At 65.5% G+C, this 26,986-nt stretch carries 23 protein-coding genes and 1 pseudogene; 13 read left to right on the top strand and 11 right to left on the bottom strand.

The genetic code is table 11. The features are described from left to right. A pseudogene (locus tag Q0X68_RS01630) lies at positions 1-404 on the bottom strand (epimerase); the annotation flags it as partial. Between the two features lie 141 nt (positions 405-545). Here Q0X68_RS01630 and Q0X68_RS01625 point away from each other — a divergent pair. From Q0X68_RS01625 to Q0X68_RS01610, 4 genes are read left to right on the top strand one after another with little or no spacing between them, the layout of a single operon-like run. After that, entirely contained in the window at positions 546-1,304 is a 759-nt protein-coding gene (locus tag Q0X68_RS01625; protein ID WP_297746595.1) for a hypothetical protein, read from the top strand. Further along, entirely contained in the window at positions 1,297-2,067 is a 771-nt protein-coding gene (locus Q0X68_RS01620; protein WP_297746592.1) for an amidohydrolase family protein, read from the top strand. The genes Q0X68_RS01625 and Q0X68_RS01620 overlap by 8 nt, the downstream gene beginning before the upstream one ends. A 13-nt stretch (positions 2,068-2,080) precedes the next feature. After that, positions 2,081-2,971, top strand: coding sequence for a Gfo/Idh/MocA family oxidoreductase (locus tag Q0X68_RS01615; protein WP_297746589.1), 891 nt, complete (start codon positions 2,081-2,083; stop codon positions 2,969-2,971). A 21-nt stretch (positions 2,972-2,992) separates the two neighbouring features. After that, entirely contained in the window at positions 2,993-3,982 is a 990-nt protein-coding gene (locus Q0X68_RS01610; RefSeq protein ID WP_297746586.1) for a hydroxyacid dehydrogenase, read from the top strand. Position 3,983: 1 nt separating this feature from the next. Here the strand turns inward: Q0X68_RS01610 and Q0X68_RS01605 are convergent, their stop codons facing one another. After that, entirely contained in the window at positions 3,984-4,838 is an 855-nt protein-coding gene (locus Q0X68_RS01605; protein WP_297746583.1) for a DMT family transporter, read from the bottom strand. Positions 4,839-4,988: 150 nt separating this feature from the next. Here Q0X68_RS01605 and Q0X68_RS01600 point away from each other — a divergent pair, with 150 nt between their 5' ends. From Q0X68_RS01600 to pheA, 6 genes are all read left to right on the top strand, one after another. Continuing rightward, positions 4,989-5,540 carry a hypothetical protein gene (locus Q0X68_RS01600; protein ID WP_297746580.1) on the top strand — a complete coding sequence of 184 codons (552 nt, stop codon included), beginning with the start codon at positions 4,989-4,991 and terminating at the stop codon, positions 5,538-5,540. A 20-nt stretch (positions 5,541-5,560) separates the two neighbouring features. Then, on the top strand, positions 5,561-6,775 hold the full coding sequence (locus tag Q0X68_RS01595) for a hypothetical protein (protein ID WP_297746577.1): 1,215 nt from the start codon (positions 5,561-5,563) through the stop codon (positions 6,773-6,775). Position 6,776: 1 nt separating this feature from the next. Continuing rightward, the gene (locus Q0X68_RS01590; RefSeq protein ID WP_297746574.1) at positions 6,777-7,661 is read left to right on the top strand and encodes a hypothetical protein; all 885 of its coding nucleotides are present in this window, start codon (positions 6,777-6,779) and stop codon (positions 7,659-7,661) included. Between the two features lie 67 nt (positions 7,662-7,728). After that, complete coding sequence (eccCa, locus tag Q0X68_RS01585) at positions 7,729-11,829, top strand: type VII secretion protein EccCa (RefSeq protein WP_297746571.1); 4,101 nt, start codon at positions 7,729-7,731, stop codon at positions 11,827-11,829. Next, entirely contained in the window at positions 11,826-13,142 is a 1,317-nt protein-coding gene (locus tag Q0X68_RS01580) for a S8 family serine peptidase (RefSeq protein ID WP_297746568.1), read from the top strand. The genes eccCa and Q0X68_RS01580 overlap by 4 nt, the downstream gene beginning before the upstream one ends. Positions 13,143-13,171: 29 nt before the next feature. Continuing rightward, positions 13,172-14,077 carry a prephenate dehydratase gene (gene pheA / locus Q0X68_RS01575; protein ID WP_297746565.1) on the top strand — a complete coding sequence of 302 codons (906 nt, stop codon included), beginning with the start codon at positions 13,172-13,174 and terminating at the stop codon, positions 14,075-14,077. Between the two features lie 165 nt (positions 14,078-14,242). Here pheA and Q0X68_RS01570 read toward each other — a convergent pair whose 3' ends face one another. Continuing rightward, the gene (locus Q0X68_RS01570) at positions 14,243-15,292 is read right to left on the bottom strand and encodes a hypothetical protein (RefSeq protein WP_297746562.1); all 1,050 of its coding nucleotides are present in this window, start codon (positions 15,290-15,292) and stop codon (positions 14,243-14,245) included. A gap of 293 nt (positions 15,293-15,585) precedes the next feature. Further along, positions 15,586-17,100: a diacylglycerol kinase family protein gene (locus Q0X68_RS01565; protein WP_297746559.1), complete on the bottom strand. Its 1,515-nt coding sequence runs from the start codon at positions 17,098-17,100 to the stop codon at positions 15,586-15,588. Between the two features lie 64 nt (positions 17,101-17,164). Here Q0X68_RS01565 and serS point away from each other — a divergent pair, with 64 nt between their 5' ends. From serS to rfbA, 3 genes are all read left to right on the top strand, one after another. Then, positions 17,165-18,436 (top strand): serine--tRNA ligase, encoded by a 1,272-nt coding sequence (gene serS / locus Q0X68_RS01560; protein ID WP_297746556.1) that lies wholly within the window; start codon positions 17,165-17,167, stop codon positions 18,434-18,436. A gap of 102 nt (positions 18,437-18,538) precedes the next feature. Then, a complete protein-coding gene (locus tag Q0X68_RS01555) occupies positions 18,539-19,348 on the top strand; it encodes an HAD family hydrolase (protein ID WP_297746553.1) in 810 nt (269 codons plus the stop codon). Positions 19,349-19,563: 215 nt separating this feature from the next. Beyond that, the gene (rfbA, locus tag Q0X68_RS01550) at positions 19,564-20,451 is read left to right on the top strand and encodes a glucose-1-phosphate thymidylyltransferase RfbA (protein WP_297746550.1); all 888 of its coding nucleotides are present in this window, start codon (positions 19,564-19,566) and stop codon (positions 20,449-20,451) included. A 234-nt stretch (positions 20,452-20,685) separates the two neighbouring features. Here rfbA and Q0X68_RS01545 read toward each other — a convergent pair whose 3' ends face one another. The 7 genes from Q0X68_RS01545 to Q0X68_RS01515 all read right to left on the bottom strand — a co-directional run bounded on the left by Q0X68_RS01545 (position 20,686) and on the right by Q0X68_RS01515 (position 26,961). Beyond that, the gene (locus Q0X68_RS01545) at positions 20,686-21,228 is read right to left on the bottom strand and encodes a WhiB family transcriptional regulator (protein ID WP_297746547.1); all 543 of its coding nucleotides are present in this window, start codon (positions 21,226-21,228) and stop codon (positions 20,686-20,688) included. A gap of 393 nt (positions 21,229-21,621) precedes the next feature. Continuing rightward, complete coding sequence (locus Q0X68_RS01540; RefSeq protein ID WP_297746544.1) at positions 21,622-22,665, bottom strand: LCP family protein; 1,044 nt, start codon at positions 22,663-22,665, stop codon at positions 21,622-21,624. Continuing rightward, on the bottom strand, positions 22,662-23,531 hold the full coding sequence (locus Q0X68_RS01535; protein WP_297746541.1) for a hypothetical protein: 870 nt from the start codon (positions 23,529-23,531) through the stop codon (positions 22,662-22,664). Before Q0X68_RS01535 ends, Q0X68_RS01540 begins: the two co-directional genes overlap by 4 nt. Beyond that, entirely contained in the window at positions 23,528-24,415 is an 888-nt protein-coding gene (locus Q0X68_RS01530; protein WP_297746538.1) for a nucleotidyltransferase family protein, read from the bottom strand. Before Q0X68_RS01530 ends, Q0X68_RS01535 begins: the two co-directional genes overlap by 4 nt. After that, entirely contained in the window at positions 24,412-24,675 is a 264-nt protein-coding gene (locus Q0X68_RS01525) for a hypothetical protein (protein WP_297746535.1), read from the bottom strand. The genes Q0X68_RS01530 and Q0X68_RS01525 overlap by 4 nt, the downstream gene beginning before the upstream one ends. A 1-nt stretch (position 24,676) precedes the next feature. Further along, on the bottom strand, positions 24,677-25,549 hold the full coding sequence (locus tag Q0X68_RS01520; RefSeq protein WP_297746532.1) for a hypothetical protein: 873 nt from the start codon (positions 25,547-25,549) through the stop codon (positions 24,677-24,679). After that, the gene (locus tag Q0X68_RS01515) at positions 25,546-26,961 is read right to left on the bottom strand and encodes a sugar nucleotide-binding protein (protein WP_297746529.1); all 1,416 of its coding nucleotides are present in this window, start codon (positions 26,959-26,961) and stop codon (positions 25,546-25,548) included. The genes Q0X68_RS01520 and Q0X68_RS01515 overlap by 4 nt, the downstream gene beginning before the upstream one ends. Between the last annotated feature and the right edge of the window lie 25 nt (positions 26,962-26,986).

Here is a 26,986-nt window from a genome sequence, read left to right as displayed (position 1 = left end):
GCGCAGAATCCGGGCACCACCGCGTTGATCCACCAGGTGATCGACGGGTTCGCCGTCGAGCCGAACTTGTGCCCGAGCAGGTACATCACGGCGCCGGCGTCGGGGAGTTTCTGCCAAGCATCCGGGTCGCCGAGGTCGGCGGCGATGGTTTCGATGCCGTGTTCGTTGAGGCTCCGGGCCGCGTCCTTGTCTGACCACCGCGACACGCTGATGACCTTCGATGACGAACCGGCCTCGTCGAGCGCCTTGCGCGCCATGCGCGCCATCGTCGGGCCAACCTTGCCGCCACCGCCGAGAATGACGATGTCGCCGTCGATCTTCCCGAGCGTGTCAATAACCCCTGGCGTGGGCTGCGAGAGGAGCTCGTCGAGCTCATTCTCGGAGCTGGGTGGTGCGTCGTGCATGGGCCCTCCTGAAGCTTCGTTGCTACACACAATGGTAAAGCTTTTCTCGAGCGCCTGCAAGGGGTATTGCGCGTTGCTTGCCTCGCGTGGGGCTACGAGGGTTATAGTGCTAGAAAAGGTTTCCTCACGGAAGGGGCACCGGTGCCTGGATTCTTCACACAACTCGCCGAGGACACCCGTCGCATCACCCTCGACTGCGACGTCGTCGCGGGGCTGTGGACCTCGCGCCCCGACGTCGACGGGTCTCCCGCGGCCATCGAACGCATCCTCGCCCGTGGCGGAATCGACTCCGCGCTCGTCTCATCGGCACGGGGCTGCTGGTACGACGAGGGCGGCGCGGTCGACGAACTGCGCGCCTGGGGAGAGCCGCGCGGCTGGCGTCGCTGCAACTCCGTCAACCTGCGCGACGCCGTCGGCATCGGTGAACGCCTCGACGAGTGGATCGCCGACGGGGTCTGCGCCGTGCGTCTCTCTGGGGTCACCCAGGGCAAATCTGCCAGCAGCCCCGGCTACCTCCACGTCGTGCAAGAGGCCGCCGCTCGTGGCTTGTTGATGCTTGTCGAAGGCGTGTTCAGCGAGGTGCAAGCGGCATTTCGTGGCCTCGACGCCAAAGTGATCTTCCTCGACGCCGGCTTCTACGAGCTGGCAGATTTTCTGCTCGTCGCCCGCGAAGAGCCGGGCTTCGTCGCATCCACCCGAAAGATGCTCGGCCCCGATTCCATCGAGCGCGTCTGCGGCGAGCTCGGCGCAGCGCATCTCGCGTTCGGTTCGGGCAGCCCGCTGCAAGACCTCGAGCCCACCGTGTGGCGCCTCCGCGACGCCCGCATCAGCGACGAGGACTTCATCGCCGTCGCAGGTGGCAACCTGCAACGCATGCTGGAGGAGCGAACCCATGGCTGATCTCCACCCCATCGCACACGCGACACACATCATCGACATTCACGCCCACGTCGGCCCCTACTTCTTCCACGTCGGCGCCGACACCGCCGACGAGAACCGTCGCATGTGCGAACACTGGGGCATCACCCGCCAGCTCGTCTCGCACTCGCGCGGCGTCTTCCACGACGCGGTGGCGGGCAACGAGGAACTCGCGCGCACCCTCGAAACCCACGACGAGCTGCTCGGCTACGTCGTGATCAACCAGCGCGACATCGCCACTGCCCAGCGCGAGGTGGAGCGCTGGATCCAACCCGGCAGCCCCTTCGTCGGCGTGAAAATCCACACCCACTACCCGGCGGCCCAGATGGATTCACCCCAGATGCGCGACGCCCTCCAGATGCTCGACGAGCACAGCGCCGTCACGCTCGTGCACACGTGGGGGCCCGACGTCGTCCAGCTCGCCAACGCCGTCGACGGGCTCGACCGCATCCAGGTGATCGCCGGCCACATGGGCGCCGACCGCTGGGATCTCGCCTGCGAAGCCGCCAACCGCGTCGAGAATCTGTGGCTCGAGCCGTCGTGCTCCGTGGCGATGGCCGGGCAGATGCGATACGTCATGGAACACGCGCCCGGCGAGCGGGTGCTGTTCGGCACCGACTCGTCGCTGCTCGACCCAGTGGTGGCGTTCGGACAGATCGCCGCCGCCGACATGCCCACCCATCAGCTCGAGGACGTGCTCTGGCGCAACGCCGAGCGGCTGTTCGGCGATGCCCTGGGACTGTGAGAAAGTGCGCCGCATGAAGATCGCTTACGCCGGGCTCGCCAACAGCCACCCCTTCACCGACGCCGAACACGTCGCCCTGCTGCGCGACGACGTCGAGTTCCACATCTGGGACGAGGACGCGTCGCGGATGGACCGCTTCGTCGCGGACCATCCCGACGCCACTGTGCACCGGAGCTTCGACGAGCTGCTCGCCGCCCAGCCCGACGGGGTGCTGATCACGGTGCCGCCCAGCCGCGTCGCGCCGCTTGCTGGCGCCCTGCTCACGGAGGGGTGCGCCGTCGCGATCACCAAGCCGGCGGCCACCTGCCACGACGAGCTCGCCGCGCTCGAAGCGGCGGTGGCGGGACGCGAGGAGCGCGTGCTCACCACCTCGATCCTGCGCTTCGCCCCCGACCTCGCGGCCGTGACGGGCCCCGTCGCGCAGGTACACGTCGTCGCGGCGCACGACATCGCCTACTGGGCCGCCCCCGAATCCCGCTGGCAAGACGAAGCCGGCGGACTCGTGCCCATGATGGGCGCCCACGCGTTCGAGCTGCTCGAAGTGGTACTGGGCCCGACGATGCGCGTCACCGGATGCGTCGCCAGCAAGGCCAGCGACCTGCCCCTGACAAGCCCCGACGTCGCCTCCGGCACCGCGAGGAACGCCGACGGGGTGCACGCGACGTTTGAGATCGACGGCACGGTCTCTGGCCAGGCGTACCGCGTCGACTACGCCGACGCCGACGGCCGGCACTCCATCCGAATCGGCGAGAGCGGGGGAGCCGACCCCTTCGGATCCGAAGCCATGACCCGCCACCTCCTCGCCATGGCCGACGGCGCCCCAAGCCCGCTGGCCTGGGACGACACCGCGGCAGTGCTGCGCGCCGTCACCGACGCCCGCCGCCTCGCCGAAGCCGAACGCTGACTACTGACGAAAGGAACACCCATGACCGCCCGAGTCCTCGTCGCTTTGAGTACCGCATTCCGCGAGCTGCTGTTCACCCCCGACGCATGGCGCCGGCTCGAGGAGCTCGCCGACGTCGATGTGCTGCCCGACGACGCCACCGCGCTGCCCGACGGAGTGTGCAGCGAGTACGACGTGCTCATCACCGGGTGGGGCACACCCCAGCTCCAACGCATCGACGGTGATCGGCTGCGCCTGATCGTGCACACCGCCGGCTCGTGGCGGGCGGCGCTCGGGCCGGACGTGTTCTCGTCGGAGGTGGCCGTGAGCCAGGCCGGCAGCGACCCCATGGCCCGCGCCGTCGCCGAGTTCGCGCTCACCATGGAACTCGTGCTCCTGCGCGAGATGCACTCCTACGACCGCGGCATGCAAACCACCCGCGACTACGCCGCGAGCCGCCACCCGGAGTTCGGCACCGCCATCCACACGGTGCGCCACGGGCTGATTGGGCTGAGCAGGGTAGGGGTCTGGCACGCCCGGATGCTGCGAGGGCTCGGCTGCGAGGACATCGTCGCCTTCGACCCCTACTTCGCACCCGAGCGCGCCGCCGAACTCGGGGTGCGCCTTGTACCGCTCGACGACGCGTTGGCCTCGCCGGTCGTCGCCATGCACGCTCCCGTCACGCCTGAAACACGCGGCATGCTCGGCCGTGCGGAGTTCGCGCGCATCCCCGACGGCGGCATCTTCCTCAACACAGCGCGGGCGGCCGTCATCGACGGCGAAGCCTTGGAGCGCGAACTCGTGGCCGGGCGCATCCGCGCTGGCCTCGACGTCTTCGACGAGGAGCCCCTGCCTGCGGACTCCGCGCTGTACGGGTTGCCGAACGTGCTGCTCACTCCGCACGTGGCAGGTGCGACCCGCCAAGCACGCTGGGAGCAGGGAACATGCGCCGTCGACGAGGTTGAGCGCCTCCTGGCCGGCGAGCGGCTGCTATTCGAGATAGAGAGGGCCGCCGCCCAGCACCTCAGCTGATCTACCTCGGGCTCCGCGCCGCCCGTACGACGAGCACGTTGGCGACGCAGATGATCGCCAAGCCAGCAATCTCGAGCGCGCCGAATCGCTCGCCGAGGATGATCGCGCCCCACATCGACGCGGTTACCGGGTTGATGGACATCATCGTCGACGCGACGTTCATCGGCACGCGCCGGAGCGCGAGGAGATCGCAGGCGTACGGGATCGCCGACGAGAGCACCGCAGCCAGCACGGCGAGGAGGAGCACCGTCGGGTTGAGGTCTGCGGGTCTGGTGAAGATCAGGTTGAGCGGGATCAGGACGCTTAGCCCGATCACGCTCGCCATCGCCGACGGTGTCAGGCCCTCCAGCTGTTGGCCGGCCTTGCGCGTGGCGAGGAGATAGAACGCCCAGCTCGCCGCTGCGGCGAGCGACCACAGCACGCCGGGAACGTTGACGTCGCCGGTTGGGTCCGTCACCAACACCATCCCCACCGCAGCGAGCCCGGCGGCCAGCCAGCCGGGGCGGCTGCGGGCGGTCAGCACCGCGAGCGTGATGGGGCCCATCAGCTCGATGGTGACCGCCAGCCCAACGCCGATGTGAGAAAAGGCCATGTAGATGGTGAGGTTCATCGCCAGCAGGGGCGCGGCGACGAGCGCGCCCCACCGCCAATCCGCGAGCCGCGCGCGGCGCAGATGCTTCCACGCCAGGGGGATGTGCACGCACGCCTGCAGCGTGTAGCGGGCGAGCACCACGCCCAAGACGCCGACCGCGGGGATGATCGATGTGCCGATCGACGCCCCCAACTGCACCGAGAGCGCACCGAAAATCAGTAGAAGAACCCCTGCGGTGAACGGTGAGAGGTTCGGGCGGGACACGGTCTCAGCCTAGGTGTAGTTCGTGATGATGTCGTCGAGGCGTTCGTGAAGCCACGGGGTAGTCGATGAAGAACTGAGTAGTTTTACTCACCGGCGCTGAAACTGGCGGTTTGTAGTGTGAAGACGTACTCAGCAGAGGGGAGACGTCGAATGCCCACCCAAGAACTCAAAGATGACACGGGCACCGTCGAGATCACGCTGAATGATCTCGAAGTGGTTTCTCTGCGGATATCTAATATGTGGCGTCAGAGCTTCGATGCGTCAGGCTTGGCAGCAACAATTTCGACGCTGATCCGCGACGCGCTGCCTGCCCCTGATCATGCCCAGAGTCGAGAGATCCCGAAACTGCGCAACTTGAGTCTGCCGCTATCGGCAGTGGAGTCCTCCCTTTCGGAGATGCGCCAGGGGCGCGAGGCGACGAAACGGTACATCGCTCGGTTGCGTGCCGGCGAAATAGACCATAGGCGTGAGCAGCTGCTCACCGATGCAGACAACCGCGTCGAAGTCTCTGTTGTTGCCGGGAGATTTCGAGCACTAGCTATCAACCCGGAGTGGGCTGAACGTGCACCTATTCAACAAATGAGTGACCATATTAAAGAAGTATTGCCGAAGCCCCTTGTCTCTGAACCAGATGAGGATCCTGATATGGCTGAAGCGCAGAAACACTATACAGCGGCACGTCGTTATCTGATTGAGAATTAACATTCAGGGAGAGTGCAAGTATGACCGGACCACAATCCACCATTGACCTCGTCAAACAGATGACTGACGATCTCAAAGATGCCTATGAAACTCAAGCTGATCTTGTGCTGGCAGAGATGAGTACCGAGCGGTCGCATGTCGGGGATTTCCAAGAATGGGAATGTAAAGCCTTGCTATGCCCCTACTACAGTGAGACTGAGCCGAGCGGCTGGGCAAAGTTTTGGCACTGGCCGTTCATGACTGCCCGTCCTCACTCTCGGCAAGGCGAGGCAATGGATGAATTGCGGACCGCAGAAGATGAGTATAACACCACCGATGAGAAGCAGCTGTCGCAACAAGAGAAGTTGGCCAATATTCCTACTGATGTAGGCGACTTCGTTACCGATTGGTTCGATGTGGATTCGGAATTCGCTAAGGTGTACTATCCCGCTTCAACCACGGAAATTCCGGCCAGCGGTGGGGCGTGGGCCAGCCAATCTGCAGGCATGTACGGAGGGTCGCTGTCTACTCAACGTACTGCTGCTGACCTCGCGAAGGACACTGTTGCAGGACTCGTGACCAACACGACCTCCTATCTGAGTGACGTCACCGACTCAGTTGCCGCGCTGGCTGATTTGGCGCTAGCCCAGGAGAAAATTTACGTAGATGCCATTAAAGCGGCGATCCAGAACTACACCAGTATCGATGGTTTTATCGGCGGGATCAAAGAATTGATTACGGTAATGCAGGATGCTAGGCAGCTGTACATCGATGAAGTCCAAGAGCAAGGGCGTCAACTTGCCGGTGCAGTAGATTCCGTTATTCAGGTAGGTATTCTACAAAATGACCTGGTAGGCATCGGAAAAGACGGCAAGTGGCCATCGGCCACGAATGCAGGGGAAAATCTCAATAACCCAAACTCTGTTGCATCCGGTGACATCCGCAGTGATGCAGAATGGTTTAAAGCGCACATCAAATACTGGGATGACATCGAGAAGGAGATGTCCGCACTCAAAACCAAGGCGGCAGGTACATCTCGGTTGCCGGTGATTATGATTGATATGCCTCAGTTCTCGGCGGCTCAATCAACCTCGCTCAACGGGCTCGCTGATGATTTGCAGACTGCAATTCACCAAGGATGTGTAGCGGCAGGCGAAATGAGTGAAGCGCTAACGGACACGATCCGTGAATATATCAACAACGAGTCTGCATCCGCTGCTGAGGCTGAGGCCTTGTTCAAAGAATTCCTTGAGTGAGATGACCGCGCAGAAGCTTTCAGCACTCGTTGCCATTCTCGCAGTTACGGTGGGAGCGCTCGCCGCGTGTTCAGATGGCGGCGAGTCTGACGCGGCACCCATAGATCAAGCCAGGCAACGACTTGGGGAATACGTAAGCGACACGACGCGCATAGCCGGGTATCGCATCACTCCGACAGTCATCGAAGTGACGGCAGGCGAGCCGCCATCTCGGGAGACAATATTCGTATTGGGGGAGGGTGCTCCGACGCGACAGCCCGTGGCCGATCCCGCGTTGCCACGAACGGTGCCAGGAAAAGAGTTTCCGCTTGACGAAAGCCTTGAGCTGGCTGAGAGGCTCGTGGAGGGCTGCGACGGCGACAGCACCGTTGACGTGCACGTGGTTTCTCCAGGTATTGTCGGAACGCAAGCTACCTGCGACGGTGGGGCGCCCAGCGCGTATCTGGCCGGTACCGAGCTAGAGCCAGTCGCTGATGCAACCAGTTCAGCGGGGATCGCTCAGCTCTGGAGTGAGATCGAGACTGCCGGCTTAGGGAGTTTGTTGACACGGATCAGCATCGATGTCACCGACGACGAAGGTGGTGACCAGATGATTGTCACCGTGCTCGACTCTCCCCACAACAGGGCCTTCGAATGGCATAGGGGCTTGCGGCAGCTCTCTTCGTCGGTGAGTTCTCCTAGGACGAAGCCTGCTAAGGAATTATTCAACTTAAGTGATGTGCCGGCCGCTAAGGTGGCTGCACTCGTGGAGAAGATTCGTAACGATTTGCCGCCGTCCGACGCCATTGGTCATTTGAGCGTGACACAACGCGACGGCCACATCGTGCTCGTTGCGACCGATCCCAATTTCCGTGAGCTTGCAGCAGTGCGTGTGGATATTGGGTGAGAAGTCGCTTTGACCCCCTGCTCACACTAGGTTTAGCTGCGTAGGTCTCAGGAGAGGGAGAGCGTAGATGGGTGTTGTCACCTTTCACCGCCCCAAGCGGGTGACCCCACCGGCGATGCCGCGAGGCGATTTGCTCCTCGAGTCACCCCCCGAGATTCCCCCGCCGTCCCCCTCGAAGCCGTTCGGTGCGGTCCTGCGCATGCTCCCTATGCTGGCGGGCGCCCTCGCGATGGGCCTCATGCTCTTAGGCGGTGGCCTCGGCGGAGGCGGCGGTAACCCACTGCGAGGCATCGTCATGGGCCTGTACGGCGTCTCGATGATGGGCATGATGCTCTCCCAGACCGGCCGCCAGAACGACGACCAGTCGGCACAGCTCGACGCCAACCGCCGCGACTACTTCCGTTACCTCGCCCAGACCCGCAGGAACTTCGCCAAAACCGCCGACGAGCAGCGCGCCTCCGTCGCCTACCGCCACCCAGCGCCGGATTCGCTGTGGACGGTCGTCGGCGGCATGCGCATGTGGGAGCGCCGCCCGGACGCGGAAGACTTCGGCTCGGTGCGGATCTCCGTCGGGCGTCAGCAGTCGGCCAAACGCATCACGCCGCCGGAGTCGCAGCCCATCGAAGATCTCGAACCCCTCACCACCGGCGCGCTGAGACGCTTCATCCGCACCCACCGCGTGATTCAGTCGGTGCCGCTGGCCGTCGACCTCCGCGGTTTCCGCTCGATCCAGCTCATCGGCGACGAAGAGGCCTGCCGTGGCGTCGCCTTCTCGATGGTGGCGCAACTTGTCACCTGGCATGCCCCCACCGACGCGGCCCTCATGGTGGCCGCGCGGAAAGAAGTCCAGCCCGAGTGGCAGTGGGTGAAGTGGCTGCCCCACCTGCAGCACCCGTCCGAAACCGACGGCGTGGGCAGCCTGCGCATGTTCGCCACCGGCGCCAGCGAGATCTCCCAGCTGGGCACCTCCGCGCAGGCAGCGGACACACCCCCGTCGTTGATGGTGGTCGTTTCCGACGGCGTCGAGGGGGTCAACGCTCAGCAGTTCATCACTCCGCAGACGAAGGCGGTGAGCATCCACGTCACCGGTGAGCGGAAGCTCCCGCGCAAGCTGGAGCTCGGCGTCGCGTATTTCGAAATCGACGGTGACCGCGTCATCTTGCACCGTCGGACCTCAAAGGTGCAGCACGCACAGACGCCGTTCGGCCGCCCCGACACCGTCAAGGGCGTGTACGTCGAGATGCTCGCCCGAGCCATGGCCCCGTACCGCATGCCGGAGCTGGTCACGTCGGATGAAGGCGAGGCGGAAGAAGTGGTGTTCGAGCCGCCGAAGGACTTCCCGGCCATGCTCGGGATTGGCGACCCGCTCACCCTCGACCCACGGCAGGCCTGGCGGCCCCGCCCGCTGCGCAACCACCTGCGTATCCCGTTCGGCACCGGCGAGGACGGCAACCCGGTGGAGTTGGATATTAAGGAGTCCGCGCAGGGCGGCATGGGCCCGCACGGCATCTGTATTGGCGCGACGGGGTCTGGTAAGTCGGAGTTCCTGCGCACCCTGGTGCTTGGCCTTGCCGCGACGCATTCCACGGAACAGCTCAACTTCATCCTCGTCGACTTCAAAGGTGGCGCGACGTTCCTTGGTCTCGACGAACTGCCGCACGTGTCTGCGGTGATCACCAATCTCGAGGGTGAGCTCAGCCTCGTCGACCGCATGCAGGATGCGATCGGCGGCGAGCTCGACCGGCGCATGGAAGTGCTGCGCGCCGCGGGTAACTTCAAGAACCGGGAAGACTACGAGAACGCCCGCCAGGCCGGCGCCGACATCCCCCCGATGCCGAGCCTGCTGATCGTCGTCGACGAGTTCTCCGAGCTGCTCACCGCTCGCCCGGAGTTCATTGACTTGTTCGTGCAGATCGGCCGCGTGGGTCGATCCATCGCCGTGCACCAGCTCCTGGCCTCGCAGCGCCTCGAAGAAAACAAGCTGCGCGGCCTCGACACCTTCCTCTCCTACCGCATCGCGCTGCGCACCTTCTCCCCGGCGGAGTCGCGCACCGTCATCGGCGTGCCCGACGCGTACGAGCTGCCGACGCCGCCCGGTAACGGGTATCTGAAGTTCGACACCACCGGCATGACCCGGTTCAAGGCCGCGTACGTGTCGGGCCCCTGGCATGAGTCGCCGTCGGCGCGGCCGGGCAACGCGCAGCCCATGGACGAGGGCGGCGTCGTTGAGACGAAGGCGTGGACCCCGCCGGTGCTGGAGTTCACCGTCGACTATGTGCTTCCGGTGGAACCGCCCGAACCCGAACCGGAGCCAGAGCCTGCGCTTCCGCCGACGCAGGATGCCTCGGAGCCGGAGGAAACGGCGAAGCCAGCAGCCGCATCCTCCGACGAGGAAGAGGAAGAAGAGACGCTCCTGTCGATTTGTGTGTCGCGTCTCAAGGGCCACGGCTGGCCGGCGCACCAGGTGTGGCTTCCGCCGCTCGACGACCCCCCGACGATGGACCAGCTTCTCGACGGCGTGGCCGAGACGCCCGACCGTGGCCTCCAAGCCACCAACCCCGCCTGGCACCGCACGCTGCGCGCCCCGATTGGCCTCATCGACCGCCCCCGCCACCAGCGTCGCGACCCGTGGGTGATCGACTTCTCCGGTTCCGGCGGCAACATGGGCGTCGCGGGTGGCCCCCAGGCCGGTAAGTCCATGGCGCTGCGTGCCGCCATCGCTGGCCTCGCGCTCACGCACACCCCGGAGGAAGTGGGCTTCTACTGCCTCGACTTCGGCGGTGGCGGTCTCACGTCGATGCGGAAACTCGCCCACATGGGTTCGGTGACGGGCCGCCTCGACGTCGACCGCGTCCGTCGCACCATCGCGGAGCTCACCAGCCTGCGTGGCCAGCGCGAGCTCCAGTTCGCCGAGCTGGGCATCGACTCCATGCAGACCTACCGACGCGGACGCGCCGACGGCTCGATCCCCGCCGACCGATTCCCCACCGACGTGTTCCTCGTCATCGACGGCTGGCTCACCCTGAAAACGGAGTTTGAGACGCTCGAACCGCAGGTGCAGGCGATCGCCGCCGGCGGCCTCGGCTTCGGCATCCACACCTGGGTGGGCGCGGCGAAGTGGTCCGAAATCCGCGCAGCGACGAAGGACATGCTGCAAAGCCGCATCGAGTTGAAGCTCGGTGACCCGTTCGACTCGGAAATCGACCGCAAGGTGCAGGCCATCATCCCCGCCGGCCGCCCGGGCCGCGGCATCACGGAAGGGCCGCTGCACACCCTGATCGGTTTGCCCCGCGTTGATGGAGTCGAGGACGCCGACGACGTCGCCGACGGGCAGCGGGACTTCATCGAGCGCGTCAACAACGCCTGGAAGGGCCCGCGTGCGGCCGAGGTGCGCATGCTGCCGGAGCGTTTCGATATCGACGAGCTCCCCGCCATCGAGCACGACGAGAAGGACCGTCGCATCCCGTGGGCGATCGACGAGCAGGAGCTCGCGCCGGTGTGGTTTGACCCCGAACACGAACCGCACCTGGCCATCGTCGGCGGCCCGGAGTGCGGCAAGTCGACGATTTTGCGCAACATCCTGCACGGCATCACCACGCGCTACACCCCGAAGGAAGCGAAGATCGTCATCGTCGATTACCGACGCTCACTGCTCGGCGAAGTCGAGTCGGAGCATCTCATCGGCTACTACCCGTCGGCATCCGCGGCGACGGACAACCTGCGCCAGCTCGCCGAGGCCGTGCGCATGCGTCTGCCTGGCCCCGACGTCACCCAGCAGCAGTTGCGTGACCGCTCGTGGTGGCAGGGCGGCGAGGTGTTCGTCGTGGTGGACGACTACGAGCTGGTCGCAACCCAGTCGGGCAACCCGATGGCCGCGTTCGCCGACCTCGTGAACCAGGCCGGTGACATCGGCCTGCACATCGTCGTCGCGCGTTCCATGGGTGGCGCGGGTAGGGCCATCTACGGTGATCCGATCATCGCGAAGATGCGCGAATCCATCAGCCCCGGCCTCGTCATGTCGGGCACGAAGGACGAGGGCGCCATGTTCGGTGAGGTCAAGGCGTCGCCGATGCCGCCCGGGCGCGGCACGCTCGTCACGCGCGCGTTCAAGGGCTTGGTGCAGGCGGCGTACCGCCCCGGCCCGGATGACGAGGAGGGGCAGGAGTGAAGCGACGGTGCACCCGCGTCGTCGCAGCGGTTGCGGCGGCGGTGCTGGGTCTGTCGCAGTGCTCCACGAGCGCCGTTGCCGCAGTCACGCCCTTCAACCCGAAGGAGTGCCACGTCGCGGCGAAGGGCACGGCGGCGCCCGACCAGTCGTGGCACTTCGAGCGTCTGCAGATGAACCGCGTGTGGAAGCTCGCGACGGGCGAGGGCGTCACGGTTGCGGTCATTGACACCGGCACCGCAACGGAGGGGTCGCTGTACCTGCAGGAAGCCGACGACAAGCGCTTCACCGCCTACGACATGCTCGGCGGGCTGAAGAGCAACGGCAACGAGCAGCTCGACGAGTTCGACTGCCTGCACGGCACCAGGGTGACGTCGCTGCTCGCGGGCGGGCGTTCGAAGGATGGCGGGCCGCTGGATGGGCGCGTGGAGTTTTCCGGGATCGCCCCGAACGCGAAGGTGATTACCTACCGCTCGTTGTTCAAGTCGGAGGCTCCGAAGGAGGGCGAGGAGCAGACGGAGATGCCGCTCCAACCCACCACCGAGGCGGTGCTCGACGCGGTGAAGCGGGAGGTCGACGTCATCAACCTCTCGCAGGTGGTGAGTAATCAGGTTGAGGGCTTCGAGAACTTCCGCGACGCCATCCAACTGGCGGTTGACAAGGGCATAGTGGTGGTCGCTGCAGCGGGGAACAGTGGTCAGCTGCAGGGGGCTGCGGCGTTCCCGGCGTCGTTTCCGGGCGTGATTTCGGTGGGGTCGACGACGCGCAACGACACCGCATCGGAGGGCAGCGCGGCAGGTGGGAAGGTCGACATTGGCGCGCCGGGCGAAGCGGTGCAGGCGCTGGACCCGTCGAACTACGACACCGTGCGCGGCATCGAGAGTCAGGTGTATTCCGGGCCCATCACCGGCACGAGTTACGCCACGCCCATCGTGAGTGGGATCGTCGCGTTGATGATCGAGAAACAGCGTGCCGACGGGCTTTCTCGCCTCACGCCGGCGGAGGTGCGGCAGCGGTTGATCGAGACGGCCGACCCGCCGCCGGCCGCCAACCCCGACCCGCGTATCGGGGCGGGCATCGTGAACCCGTTGCGGTTGCTGTCGGGTGAGGTGCCGCAGATTTACCCCAACGAAGGGGCGGCGACGGAGTTGCCCGCCAAGCACTACCCGCCGTCGAAGGTGGTGGATCAGCGGCCGGTGGTGATCGGCATCGTGCTCGGTATCATCGCGATGATGCTGGTGGTGGGCGGCATTGTGCTGGCTATCGTCGTGCCGCAGGCGCGGAAGGTGTCCCGCGAGGAGCGTGGCCCCAAGTGATGACGGCCGCGCGCCAGTAGGGTGGGGGAATGCACGGTTACTTCGGCCCCGCGGGCACGTTTACGCACCAAGCACTGTTGAGCATCACGGATGCGGAGGCGAAGCCGTATTCGTCGGTGGTGGGGGCGCTGGCGGGGGTGCGCTCGGGGGAAGTCGAGGCTGCGGTGGTGCCCATCGAGAACTCCGTGGAGGGTGGCGTGTCGGCCACGCTCGATGAGCTCATCAACGGCTCGCCGCTCATGATTCGTCGAGAGATCTTGGTGCCGGTGTCGTTCGGGCTCTATGCGCGCCCGGGTACGACGCTCGCCGACGTGCGGCACGTGCTCACGCACGGGCATGCGGCGGCGCAGTGTCGTCGCTTCCTGTCGGGGTTGAGCGACGCGACGGTCACCGAGGCCGGTTCGACGGCGGGCGCAGCGAAAGAGGTAGCCAGAGACGATTCTCGGCACGACGCGGCGGTGTGCGCTCGCGTGGCCGGGCAGCTCTATGGGCTCAGCGAGTTGGCGTGGCAGATCGAGGACAACTCCGGAGCCGTGACGCGCTTCGTCGAGGTGTGTCAGGCCGGGGATGTGCCGGAGCGCACCGGCGCGGACAAGACCACGCTCGTCGCATTCATGGATGAAGACCGCTCAGGCGCGCTGCTCGAAATCCTGGAGCAGTTCAAGGTGCGCGGCGTGAACCTGACTCGCATCGAGTCGCGCCCGACGAAAACCTCACTCGGTTCGTACTGTTTCTCCATCGACGCCGAGGGCCACGTCGCCGACCAGCGCATCGCTGAGACCCTCGAAGGGCTCGCGCGCATCTGCCCGCGCCTGTATTTCCTCGGCTCCTACCCGCGCGCCGACGGGCGCGCCCCGAAACTGGACGACCGTTTCTCCGACGAGTCGTTCACCGAGGCCGAGCGTTGGCTCGGGTCCGTGTCTCCTGGGCGGTGATGGTTCTTCCCCCCCCGGTCATCGAGTAGGCCGCGTAGCGGCCGTATCGAGATGCGGGGGGGGTTTCGATACGCCCGCTGCGCGGGCTACTCAACCATCGGGGGTGGGGTGGCCGCCTACACAACCACCGGGTCGGGGTTTCCCTGATCCCGCTCACTCCACTGTTTAGCGTCGTGGTGACGCATAAGAGTATTCGAGACGGTTGGCAGCTGGATTGAGCTTGCCCCCGCCGCGCAGGTGATCTAAGAGATGCACGTTGCCCTCCTTGGAGAATGCCAAGCCCGCCGGATGGTGTGGCGCATCGACATATTCCGATCGGGTGACGGGCCCATCGATGTTGCCGGTAAAGAGCCGGCCCTGACCGATCGCCCCGATGTATCCATCAGGCGAAGCGGCAGCGTACATCTTGGTGCGGTTGGTGTCGTGGCGAGCGACCACTCCTTTTCCTATCTGGGCAGCGATCAGTGCATCCGCATGCCCGACGAATCGGCGTCCAGGCGCTGGCGCCCACCCATATGGTGAGGATGGGAGATCTGCGACGGTGCCCGCCTCGGTCAGTTGCCGAGCGTCGTAGCCAAAGCACGCGGTAGGCGTTGAAGCCCACAGCACTCCGTCACTCAGTTCGAGCCGGACGAGGTTCTTGGCCGAGATGTTCGCGGTGGCAACCGGTTGACGTTGTGCAACGTCCCACAGGGCCAGCTGTTGATCGTCGCTGAGCGTCGCAAAGTGTGACTCATCGATAGTCGCCATAGCGACGACGTGCGCACCGCCGTGCCCAGCCAGTACCTCGCCGGGGCAACCGTCGGTCCAGCGCTGGATGCGACCGTCGCACAGTGGCACCACAATGTCCTTGCCCAGTACTGCATAGGCCGTCGTCGAAGCGGTTCGGACCGCGAGCAAGCGGGAGGGGCGACCGTGCTCATCCCATTCGACCAACCCGCCGTGGTACCACGCGACCGCGCCGCGAGGGGACATGCGCAGTGGGCCGTGCCAATCAATGCGAGCCATGTCCTGGTCGTCACTGACCGGGGAGCTACCAGGCGAGCACGGATCGCCGACCCAATCGAAGGAGTAGCTATCCAGCGTGACGCACTCCGTCGCAGGTGAGCCGGACGCAGTCGGGGCCGGTGATGGTGTGGGCGTAGGCGATGGGGAGCAGCCCGAGACCGCGCCGATGAGAGGGACGACAATCGCCGCGCGTCGTGGAATGCTCATAGGTACCTCTCCTTGAACGCCTCATACGTGAGGTTGTCGACGAAGTGTCTGCCAGTGTGTGGGGATTTGAATCTTGGCACGCTCCCTTGTCATTTTGCCAGAGCCACCCGTAATCGATAGGCGGCCCCCGGCCACCAGTCGCATAAGGAATGAGGGATTCCACCGTTTTCGGTGGAATCCCTCATTCCTTATCAATAATGCGCTCTTCCAGCGTGGTTTCGATACGCGGGCGGCGCCCGCTACTCAACCATCGGCTGGGCGGGCGGGCTACTCAACCACCGGGGGACCGCCACCTACGGCAGCGCCAGTTGCACGGCCTCGGGGCGCACCTGGAACGTGACGTCGGTGACGTCCCCGACGACGTCGCCGTCGATCTGGCAGGCCGCACCCTCGGGCACCTCGAGACGCAGCTGACTACCGGTGTAGCGGGCGATGTTGGGCCCGTCGCCGGCCTCGAACAGCACGTCGCTGATCATCTGCGCCATGTCGAGTCGCGTGCTGGGCGTGGCGACGAGCACGTCGAGCACGCCGTCGCGGGCGCTCGCTGCAGGCATCAGCGACACACCCTTCTCAAGCTCGCCGACGTTGCCGATCGACACCAGCGACGCGTCCACCTCCACCGGCGGTTGATCGTCGACGGTGAGCCGCACCCGCATCGGGTTGGCGTCGAGGTGTCGAGCGCCGGCCATCACGTATGCCACCACCCCGACAGCCTTCTTGAGGTCCTCGTCGGTGTCGTTCATGATGTTCGCATCGATGCCCACGCCGGCGAGCACGGCGGCGAACTGCACGCCGTCGGGCAATTGCACCTCGATGAGGTCAATTGCGGTAGGAGCCTTCTCCAGCCCGAGCCTCAGCGCCTGCTCCACGTCGAGCGGGATGCCCAGGTTCTTCGCGAGCAGATTGCCGGTGCCCGACGGGAGGATCGCCACCTTCTGCCCGGTGTCGGCGAACTCTCCCAACACCACGCGCACCGTGCCGTCACCGCCGGCGACGAGCACCACGTCGACGTCCGCTTCGAGCGCCCGACGCGCCATGACGACGCCGGGGTCGTCGGCCTCGGTGGGCAGCCACACGACGCGCTCGTAGCCGTAATCTTCGAGGGTCTGCTGCACCAGGCCGCGGAACGTTTCGATCCCGACGACCTTGACGGGGTTGTAGATGACCGCCGCGGCCAGGTCGTCGCCGCGCATAGGCCTGCGCACGACATGCACGTCGGCCAGGAGATTGGCGAGGCTCGCCGCGAACCCGCCCAGCAGGGCGCCGCCCACAACGTCGGTCACCTGGTGCGCGCCCATCCACAGCCGATTCACCGCGACGACAAGCACCGCCGCCGTCCCCGCAACCACGCCCGGCCACACCCGACGGCGCATCGTCGATAGCAACGTCGCCACCATCACGGCACCGGCCGTCCACATCGCCACATGCACCGACGGGTACCCGAACCCTTGCTGCGTAATGGCCCCCGCGAACGGCGACTCTGGGCGCGCCCTGCCGATGCTGTGGCGCATCAAGGTGGTGAGGCTCGCCGTCAGCACGAACGCGAGCAGCACCGCACCCGAGGCGGTGTAAAACCGCCGCCTGGACATCCACCACGCCACCGCCGCCGTGACGACGAGCAGCACCGGCCACGCAGTCACGCCCGCCACGATGGCGAGCACCTGGCCCAGGTTCGACGTCGGCTCCGGCGGAGCCACCCGCCACCACCCGTCGACGGCTTGGGGCAGCCACGCAGTCCACACTGCGAAGGCGAGCGCCAGGAGCGCGGCAGACGCGAGCGTGAAACCGCTTCGACGAAGTTGCTGCATGCGCACAGACTATCGGTCACAGCACCGCTCGGCGTGGAAGCGGATTTGCAAGTAGGGTGGGCTCATGATCGATCCGAAGCTGCTCCGCTCAGACCCCGACCGCATTCGCCGCTCGCAGGAAGCCCGCGGCGAGTCCGTCGAACTCGTGGACGAGCTCGTGGCAGCTGACGAGGCGCGCCGACGCTCGATCGCGCGCTTCGAGGAGCTGCGCGCGCAGCAAAAGGCCGCTGGCAAAGACGTCGCCAAGGCCAAGGGCGACGAAAAAGCCGCCCTGCTGGCGAGCGTCAAGCAGCTCGCCGCCGACGTGAAATCCGCCGAGAGCGCGGTGAGCGAGGCCGAAGAGCGCTTCACCGAGCTGTTCAAGAGCGTCGGCAACATCGTCCTCGACGGGGTCCCTCGCGGTGGCGAAGATGATGGCGAGATCCTCGACACCGTCGGCACGCCCCGAGACTTCGCCGCCGAGGGCTTCGAACCCAAGGATCATCTGGAGCTCGGCGAGGCGCTGGGCGCGATCGACATGGAGCGCGGCACCAAGATCTCCGGCTCGCGGTTCTACGTGCTCACCGGCGTGGGCGCGCAGCTCGAGCTGGCACTGCTCAACCTCGCCATGAGTAAGGCCCTCGAATGGGGCTTCACGCCCATGCTGCCGCCGGCGTTGGTGAAGCCGTCGGCAATGGATGGCACCGGTTTCCTCGGCCAGGCCGCCGACGACGTCTACCACCTTGAGCGCGACGACATGTACCTCGTCGGCACCTCCGAGGTGGCGCTGGCCGCATACCACTCGGGCGAAATCCTCGACGACCTGCCCAAGCAGTACGCCGCCTACTCGCCGTGCTTCCGCCGCGAGGCCGGCTCCTACGGCAAAGACACGCGCGGCATTTTCCGCGTCCACTGGTTCGACAAGGTCGAGATGTTCGTCCACTGCGATCCGTCCGACGCTGAAGCATGGCACCAGAAGGTGCTCGGCTGGGAGCGTGAGTTCCTGGAGCTGCTCGAGATTCCGTACCAGGTGCTCGACGTTGCCTCCGGCGACCTCGGTCTCTCCGCCGCCCGCAAATTCGACTGCTACGCCTGGCTACCCACACAGCAGCGCTACCGCGAGGTAACGTCGACGTCGAACTGCACTGATTTCCAGGCCCGCCGCCTCGGCATTCGCGGACGATTCGACGACGGTGTGAAGCCCATTGCGACGTTGAACGGCACCCTGTGCGCCATGACCCGCATCATCATCATGCTGCTCGAGAACCACCAGCAGGCCGACGGGTCGGTGCGCGTGCCAGAAGCACTTCGGCCATTCCTCGGCGGCATGGAGGCCCTCGTTCCCACCGCGAAGTAGCTTCCCACCTGGGCGTTTACCGCGCGTTCAGGTTCGCGGCAAGCGACGTTTGCCGTGCGGTGGCATGGTGGATCGAACGATTCTGGAGAGGAGAAGGCAACGATGACCTTCACGCCCAAGTTGGTGGCGCTCGACATCGACGGCACACTCGTCGATTCGGCTGGCAATATGCCCGACGAGGTACACGCCGCGGTGAACCGTGCCGCAGAGCAGGTGCCCGTGGTGCTTGCGACCGGACGCGGTTGGCTCGCCACGCAGCCCATTTTCGACATGCTCGGTCTGCCTCCCGGCTGGGCCGTCTCGTCGAACGGTGCCGTGCTCGTGCATAACCCGCCGTTCGAGCTGGTGCACGAGGTGCTCTTCGACCCGGCAGAGACCATCCAGCGCGTCTCCGAGCTGCTCCCCAATGCCCGCATCTGCGTGGAGCGCAACCTCGTGCGGTACGCGTCGCAGCCTTTCCCAGAAGGTGAAATCGAGGGGGAGGTGCACATCGTCGGGCTCGACGAACTCATGTCCGAGCCGGTGTCACGCCTCATCATTCGCGAGCCCGAGGCCGACGGGGACAACATCTTTGGCGATCTCATCTCGGAACTGGGCATGCACGACGTGTCGTACTTCGTCGGGTGGTCTGCGTGGCTCGACATCGCGCCCAAGGGCATCCACAAGGCCACCGCGCTGCAGCGCGTGTGTAACGAGATGGGCGTCGATGCGCGCGACGTGCTCGCCCTAGGCGACGGCTACAACGACATCGAGATGCTCCAATGGGCAGGGCGAGGCGTTGCGATGGGGGAGGCTCCCGACGAGGTACGCGCCGCCGCCGACGCGGTGACCACCGGATTCGCGGAACTGGGCACCGTCGCAGAACTCGACCGCTGGTTCGGCGGTCCCGCCCCGAGCCGCCGGCAGCGCTAACTCGGCCCGCGTCCGCGCGCTGATGACTAACGAACGTCACGAAGGCGGCCCCAGACATCACGACGGCTTCGAGCCAAAAAACTTCAAAATCCGTACGCAGATGAAGCTAAGGCCCCGAAATAGGGCACTTCGGTCAATCTGCGTACGGATTATGAAGTTTGCTGGTTGTAGCCGGTGGGTGGCTGGAGATGTGGGTGTGCAGTTAGGATCGAGGCATGCGCGGCATCATTCTCGCGGGCGGCTCCGGCACACGCCTCCACCCGATCACCAAGGCCATTTCCAAGCAACTCGTGCCTGTCTATGACAAGCCGATGATCTACTATCCGCTCTCGACACTGCTCGCGTCGGGCATCCGAGATGTGTTGGTCATCACCACCCCGCACGACGCGCCACAGTTTGAGCGGCTCCTGGGGGATGGGTCGCAGTTTGGGATCAGCATCACGTATGCGCAGCAGCCTGAGCCGAAGGGGCTAGCGCAGGCGTTCACGATCGGCGCGGACTTCATCGGCAGTGACCATGTCACCCTCGTCCTGGGCGACAATATCTTCGCCGGCCCCGGACTTGGTCGTATGCTGCGTTCGCTGGGGGAACGTGAAGGTGCGACGGTGTTCGGCTACCGGGTCGCCAACCCGGAGGCGTACGGGGTTGTCGAGTTCGATAAGGATGGTGTGGTCACCTCCATCGAGGAGAAACCTGCCGAGCCGAAGTCGCATTACGCGGTGCCCGGCTTGTACTTCTACGACAACCAGGTAGTCGAGATCGCGCGCGGGCTCGAACCGTCAGCGCGTGGGGAGTATGAGATCACCGACATCAACCGCCTCTACCTCGACAAGGGGCAGCTGCGCGTGGAGATCCTCTCACGCGGTACCGCCTGGCTCGATACTGGCACCTTCGATTCCCTCAACGACGCCAACGATTTCGTGCGCACCCTCCAAGCCCGCCAAGGGCTACAGGTGGGCTGCCCTGAGGAGGTGGCATGGCGGATGGGCTTCCTCTCCGACGACGAACTTGCACAACGCGCACAACAACTCGCGAAATCCGGCTACGGCAACTACCTCCTTGACCTCCTAGCCGATGACACGAACAAACCGGCCAATACGTAACAACCCACCGACAACCACACCACCAGCACACGCGACAACTCACGAGCGGCGTACCCCATCGCGTCGAGGATGTCGCCGACGCGTGCGATGATGCGATGCACGACGATGTCACCGATGCCGCCGGTGACCGCGGTTGGGTTCGTGGAAGGCCTTCGATGAGGGGCCTGGATACAGCAGTGTGGCGGGTCGCCCGCGGAGGGGACCCGCCACACTGGGAAGCATGGGGATGGAGAATCAGGCGGCGACGCGTTGGCTGCTGGCGCGCAGCGCCTTGGCGGTGGCGAGCACGTCTTCTGGGCTAGGCACGACGGGAGTTTTCGGTTCCGCTGGCGCGCTGCTGTCGAGTTCGATCCGCCGGAGGTGACGTTTCACCGTCGAGACGGAGCAGCCGATCTTCTGCGCGATGACGCTGAGCGGCTCGTCCGGGTTGGCCTGACGTATGCGGAGAATCTCTTGGCGATCAAACTGGCGACCCGAGTTGACGCCTGCGTAGATGTCTATGTTCTCGTTGCTGATCTGGACTCCGAGACGGGCGCGGATCTCCTGACGCTGACGCTTGGTGGTGCCAGCGACGAAGCCGGTCACCTCGTGCTTCACGACTGCGTCGGAGAGACACTGTGCGAGCATAGGGCAGTCGGCGCAGAGGCGCGCTGCCTGGGTTCGAAGCATGGCCTGCTCGCGACGCTCGGCACGCGTGTTGGGATTGGCACCGTCTTCCAGGAGCGGGTGTAGGAAGACGTTGGACGCGTTGACGCAGGGCGCTAGCTGATCGGTCATGGTGTTCTCCTCATCTCTCCGCCGGGGTGACCCGACGGCCTCACACTTCGATGATGACAGGAAAACGAGGGGCCAAACCTCAAATCATGTGGGCGTCATTACGGGTTTTGGTTGAGTACGAGGTCCGGGAGGTGCTGGGTATAGGTACTCAGGAGTTCAGCTTGCGAAGTGGGCACCATCCGTCATGGACCATCGTCTGACAAGGGGTTTTGCACCCATCATCCGACCGCTGAAAGGCAGTCGTTCATCATGCAGTGCAGCGACACTAGTACTCAGTCGGGCCATTCCGACCATTCGCTGACACCTATGAGTAGTTGCCTGACGAGAACCCTCAACGCACACGCTAGCCAACGAAAGGGTCACTATCCGGTGAGAGTGGCACTCTGTAAAAAACTACTTCTTTGAGTAGTACTTCTCCATCTCGTCATCACGCAGGGCCTGCCCGAGTTGAGACAGGCGTTCTTCATCGACTCTGACGTACGACTGCCTGTCCACCGACCTGCCGAAGCCCGCCCACGGAGCGCTGTAGGAGCGGATATTCGAGGAGCCCTCGAAACCAAGACTCATCGCGAGCTTGGTGATCCGGTCGTTGGTGAGAGCATCGTCGACGGTGAAACTCGGCCCGATCGCGGTGACGGCCTCGCGGAACTTGATCGGGTCGGCTAACACCCCACGCGAGGTGAGCTTGTCGAACACCGCCAGGGTCACGTCGCGCTGGCGCTCCTGACGGTCGAACTCGCCGTTTGCCAGGTTGTAGCGCTGCCCGACGTACCAGCGCGCGTCCTCGCCGGTGGCGAGCGTCACCTCACCCTTGGGCCACGAGTGCCCGCCCCACGAGGAAGCCTGCTTGTTGTAGACCGTCACACCGCCGACGGCGTCGATTGCTTTCTTAAACCCCTCGAAGTCTGTGATCGCCACATGGTCGATGTGGATGCCAAGCAATTGCTGCACCGTTTGCACAGCCAGCGGAGCGCCACCCCACGAGTAGGCGGCATTGATTTTGGCCACCTTCTTACCTGGAATGTTGACCCAGTAGTCACGCGGGATAGAGATGAGGTGGACGCTCTTGCGATCACCTGAGAGATGCGCGAGGATCAGCGCGTCGGAACGGCCACGGTCGGCACCGCGGGAGTCGGAGCCGATGATGAGGATGTTGACCGGCGCGTTGTCTTCGCCCGGCTTGGCGGCCTTGCCAGATGGCGGCGACCACGTCTCGCTGGGCGGCAGGAGATCCTTCGAGCGGTGGATCGAGTTGAGCGCATCGTTCAGCGCCTTGCCGTACCAGGCAAGTACCCCGATCGCCAGCAGCAGCACCACACCCAACAGCGCGAGGGTGACGGTGAGCGCGCGACGATTCTGCTTGCGCCCTGCGGCGCGACGTGGCGTGCTGTCGTCAGTTTCCCGCAGACCGTCCTCGTCCAAGACACTGTCGCTCATTGCAGCGCTCCCATCATGGTTCTTCCAAGCACCTTGGCAATCACGTCGAGATGCGAGTCAATGATACGCGCAGTCTCCTCAGCCACAGAATCACCGCGCCCGTAGGGATCGTGCACGGAGTCGCCGCGCTCGACGGTGCGATGCGCCCACAGGTAGGGGGCCACGTCCTCGGGGCGGGCAGAGTTTGGCAGGTGCTGCAACTCCCGGGCCACATGCCCGATCAGGAACGTCTTCATCGCCGCCTGCGGCCATTCCTCAAGGATGTAGTTGCGGTGCCGTTCGCTCATCGCGATGACGAGGTTCGCTCCCTCGACGAGTTCACGGGTGATCTGCTTCGCGCTGTGGTTTGACCCGTCATTGGGATCGGTGAGGTGTCGCGCCATCGGTGGGTCGACGGGCTGTCCGACGAGCGCCTGCGTGCCGGCGGAATTGACAACGATCCCCGGCAGCCGAAGGTGACGCATGCGACGGTCGGCATAGGCAGAGCGGCAGATGTTCGCCGTGCAGACGAACAACAGCCTCAATTCCCGCAAGGCCTCGACCTGTTGCGCTTCCTCTGGTACCTCCTCGACGACAGCCTTCCGCTCCACCTTGGCGGCGGGGGTTTTGTCGGTCATCAGAACACCGGCCTCGACGAGGGCCTGCAGAAACTGCACGGTGCCGGTGCGGACTTCGTCTTCGGGCGCATCCCAGCGGTTGAGGGCCTCGGCCACCGGGTCGAGCCCGGCCACCACGTCGAGGTAGATCACGCAGCCGGTGCCACCGATCATCATAGGCTCGCCTGCGGGCAGTGGCATCACGTGGATCGTGTCGGTTTTTGGATCGTGAACCCAGGCGGTGTCCGGGTGTACGCGGTAGCTGCTCATCGGGGATCCTCCTGCTCCGGATGGGGAGTGTCGTGGTGGGTGACATTCTCGTCGACGGCGCGATGCATCCGCCGCAGCCACGCCTTCCACACCTCGGTAGGGGTGGGGCGTCGTCCAAGGTCCATGGCGAGGCGGTCGGTGTTGACCAGGACGGAGCGCACGACGAGCTTCGCTGCGTCAACAGGGCCGCGGGCGGCTTTGAGGCGGGCGCGCCATTCGGCGGAGCGCACGACGTGATCGCCGCTGGAGAACTGCTTCCACAGCTCGTAGTGGCGGTCATCGCGGTACTGTTCGAGTTCGCCGATGGCCGCCGCGAGGGGCAGTTCGGCGTCGAATTCGCGCGCCACCTGGCGGGTGCGGGAGCGCACCTCGTCGTCGGGGCGGCGCCAGGCGGCCTCGACGTCGGCCACTCCCGGGTCGCCGCTGCGGGCCGCATGCAGCAGCAGGATGAGCCGCTGGTGCTCCAGGCTCGGCACGTAGCAGACGCGGTGCCCGAGCTGGATCGCGGTGCGGTCGTGCCAGAAGCGGTCGAAGGCGTCGTTGGGGCGCAACCCGATGCCCGGAAAGGAGCGGTGGATGTCGGCGTAGCCGAGCTTGTCATGCCACACGCAGGCTGCGTGCCCGAACGGGGAGCCCGTCTCGAACGACGCCACACGCCGCCAGCCCTGCTTCATCAGGCTTTGCATCACGCGACGTGCTAGGCGCGGCTCGATGAGCACGTCGGCGTCGGTGGAGGAGCGGGGCACAGGCTGTCCGTCTTCAAGTTGTAGCAGCTCGGTATGCAACGCAGGCCCCTTGATGTGCAGGGCTCGCGCGCCTTCTAACTCGCACACGAACTGGATGGCCGCATGCGTGAGCTGCAGCCGCTCGGGCGTCGGGATCACGGCACCTCCCGCAGCGCCTTCACGTCGATCAGGGAGCGCACAGCGGCGAGCGTGGCCTCCTCTATCGTCGCTCCCGGGGGCGCCCCGAACGCCTCCAGGCAGTGGGCGGCGAGCTCGTCGATGGTGCGCGGGGTGCTGCACAGCCACAGGATGTCGACGGTCACCACGCTGCCTCGCACGAGGCGGTCGTCGACGAGCATGAGCGCGTCGGTGCCCTCCTCGAGCACGTCCAGAAGCTCCCCATTCGTTTGGTAGCGCACGTCAGACCGTCCCCAATCGTGCTTCGACGAGTGGCTCCAGCATCTCCCACTCGGAATATGTCCAGCGTTGGATGCCGTCGACGAGGTCAATGATGTTCGCGACGGCGTGCAGCGGCTCGGGCAAGCGGTGGATGGACGACGATTGCGGCACCAGCTCTTCGATGGCGGTGAGCAGCGGCAGGTCTTCCACCGTCACGTCGGTGACCTCCGGGTCTCGACGCAGCAGCACCAGCCCGACGAGGAGTGGCTCGGCCCCGATGCTCGCCAGGCCCAGCTCGTCGGGGGAGCGCTCGGCCTTGTAGTAGCGCCCGGCGCCCACGACGGACAGCGGCTTGGGGTAGGGGGCGATGTCGCCGTCGGCGTTGACGCAGAGGGTCTCGTCGGTGATGTAGGAGTAGCGCTTCGCCAGGCCGATGGTCAGCGTCGTCTTCCCCGTGCCGCCGCCAGCGGCGAAGGCGAGCGCCTTGCCGGTGACGGGGTGCGCGACGCACCCGGCGTGCAGGAGGAGCCGACGACCGATCCGGCGGGCGAGCAGGGCGCGGGTGATCGTCTGGGTGGCGGAGGTGAGCAGGGCCTCGATGTCGTGCGCGACGACGGTGTATTCGTCGTCGGGCTGGGGTTCGTCGAGGGTGTTCGCTGCGAACGCTTGGTCGAGGGTACTCGCAGTGGGCTCCGCGTCGTTGGTGAGCTGCAGTCGCACGGTGGTTTCGGGGGCCTCATCTGGGCGTAGCGTGGCGGGGTTCACCAGGCAGCGCGCCCACACGCGCCGGAGCTCATCGGCCAGCAGCGCGTCCTGCTCTGGGCCTAGCTCACCGTCGGTGACAATGAGCTCTGCCAGGACGCCGATGCCGCGAATGAGGAGCGAGGCGCTCATGACAGCTCCGAGCAGTAGTGCTCTAGGGCGGCGAAGGCATCGTCGGGAGTGAAGCCCGTGGCGCGCAATTGGTCGAGGCGGAAAGCGCTGTGCAGCGGGCGGGGCGCGACGCCTTCCTTGCCCGCGGTGTATTCCTCCTGGGTGACGGGCGTGACGTCGTCGGGGTTGCGGCCGCGAAGCTCGAAGACGCGGCGGGCAATGTGGTACCAGCTCGTGACGGGGCCAAGGTTGGAGACGTTGACCACCCCCTGCACATCGTGCTCGACGAGGTGCACGATGGCGCTTGCCAGCGTCGACGTGAAGGTGAGGCGCCCGGTGGCGTCGGCGATGACGGTGGGGGACACGCCTCGGTCGGCCAGGCCTGCCATGGTGCGGACGAAGTTGGGGCCTGCTCCCACCACCCAGCTCGTGCGGGCAATGAGGTGGCGCGGGGCGCCCATCGCGGCCAGGTCGCCGGCGGCCTTCGTCTGCCCATACACCCCCAGCGGACTGAGCGGCTCGTCCTCCGGGTGCTCTTCTGCGGACCCGTCGAAGACGTAGTCGGAGGAGACGTGCACCAGCAGGAAGTCGTCGCGACGGGCAGCCGCGGCCAGTCGTGCGACGGCGGTGGCGTTGACGGCCCACGCCCGACGGTGACCCTCCGGTGTCTCGGCGGCGTCGACGGCGGTGTAGGCGGCGGCGTTGATGACCACGTCGATGCCCGAGAAATCGTAGGCCTCAATCGCGGCCGGATCTTCCAGATTCAGCGCTTCGCGACGAAGCGTCGTCGCATCCGGCAACAACCGCTGGAGTTCGGTGCCGAGCTGCCCGTCGGCGCCCAGAATCAGCACCTCGCGGGAGGCGAGGGGGGCCGTCGCTCGGGGGCGCATGGGGGTGACGTCGGTTAGCCGCGGATGGGTGCGGTCGGCGTCGGAGATTTCCGCTTGCTCAGCGGGGATAGGCCAGTCGATGGCGACGGTCTCGTCGAAGAGATTGAGGTAGGTGTATTTTGAGCGCGCCTCAGGAGACCAGTGGTCGTTGACGAGGTAGGAGTAGACGGTTCCGTCTTCGAGCGCCTGGTAGGAGTTGCCCACCCCGTAGGGCACGAACACGGCTGTCTCGGGGCCCATCTCGACGGTGAACGCTCGGCCGAACCCGTCGCCTTCGCGCAGATCCACCCAGGCGCCGAAGATGCGTCCGGTGGCGCAGGAGACGAGCTTGTCCCACGGCTCGGCGTGAATGCCGCGAGTGGCTCCGGCGTGGGCGTTGAACGACATGTTGTTCTGCACCGGGCCGAAGTCGGGCAGGCCGAGGGCGAGCATCTTTTCTCGCTGCCAATTTTCCTTGAACCAGCCGCGAGCATCGCCGTGCACGGGGAGGTGTAGCACGAGTAGGCCGTCGATGGGGGTGCGCTCCACCCGCAACTGCGTCATTGCGTACCTTCCCTCGAGTTCCTCA

Source organism: uncultured Tessaracoccus sp. (genome assembly GCF_947286155.1).
Lineage (GTDB): Bacteria > Actinomycetota > Actinomycetes > Propionibacteriales > Propionibacteriaceae > Arachnia.
The sequence above is the reverse complement of the archived record's forward strand: the minus strand, read 5'-3'. Positions and strand labels throughout refer to the sequence as shown.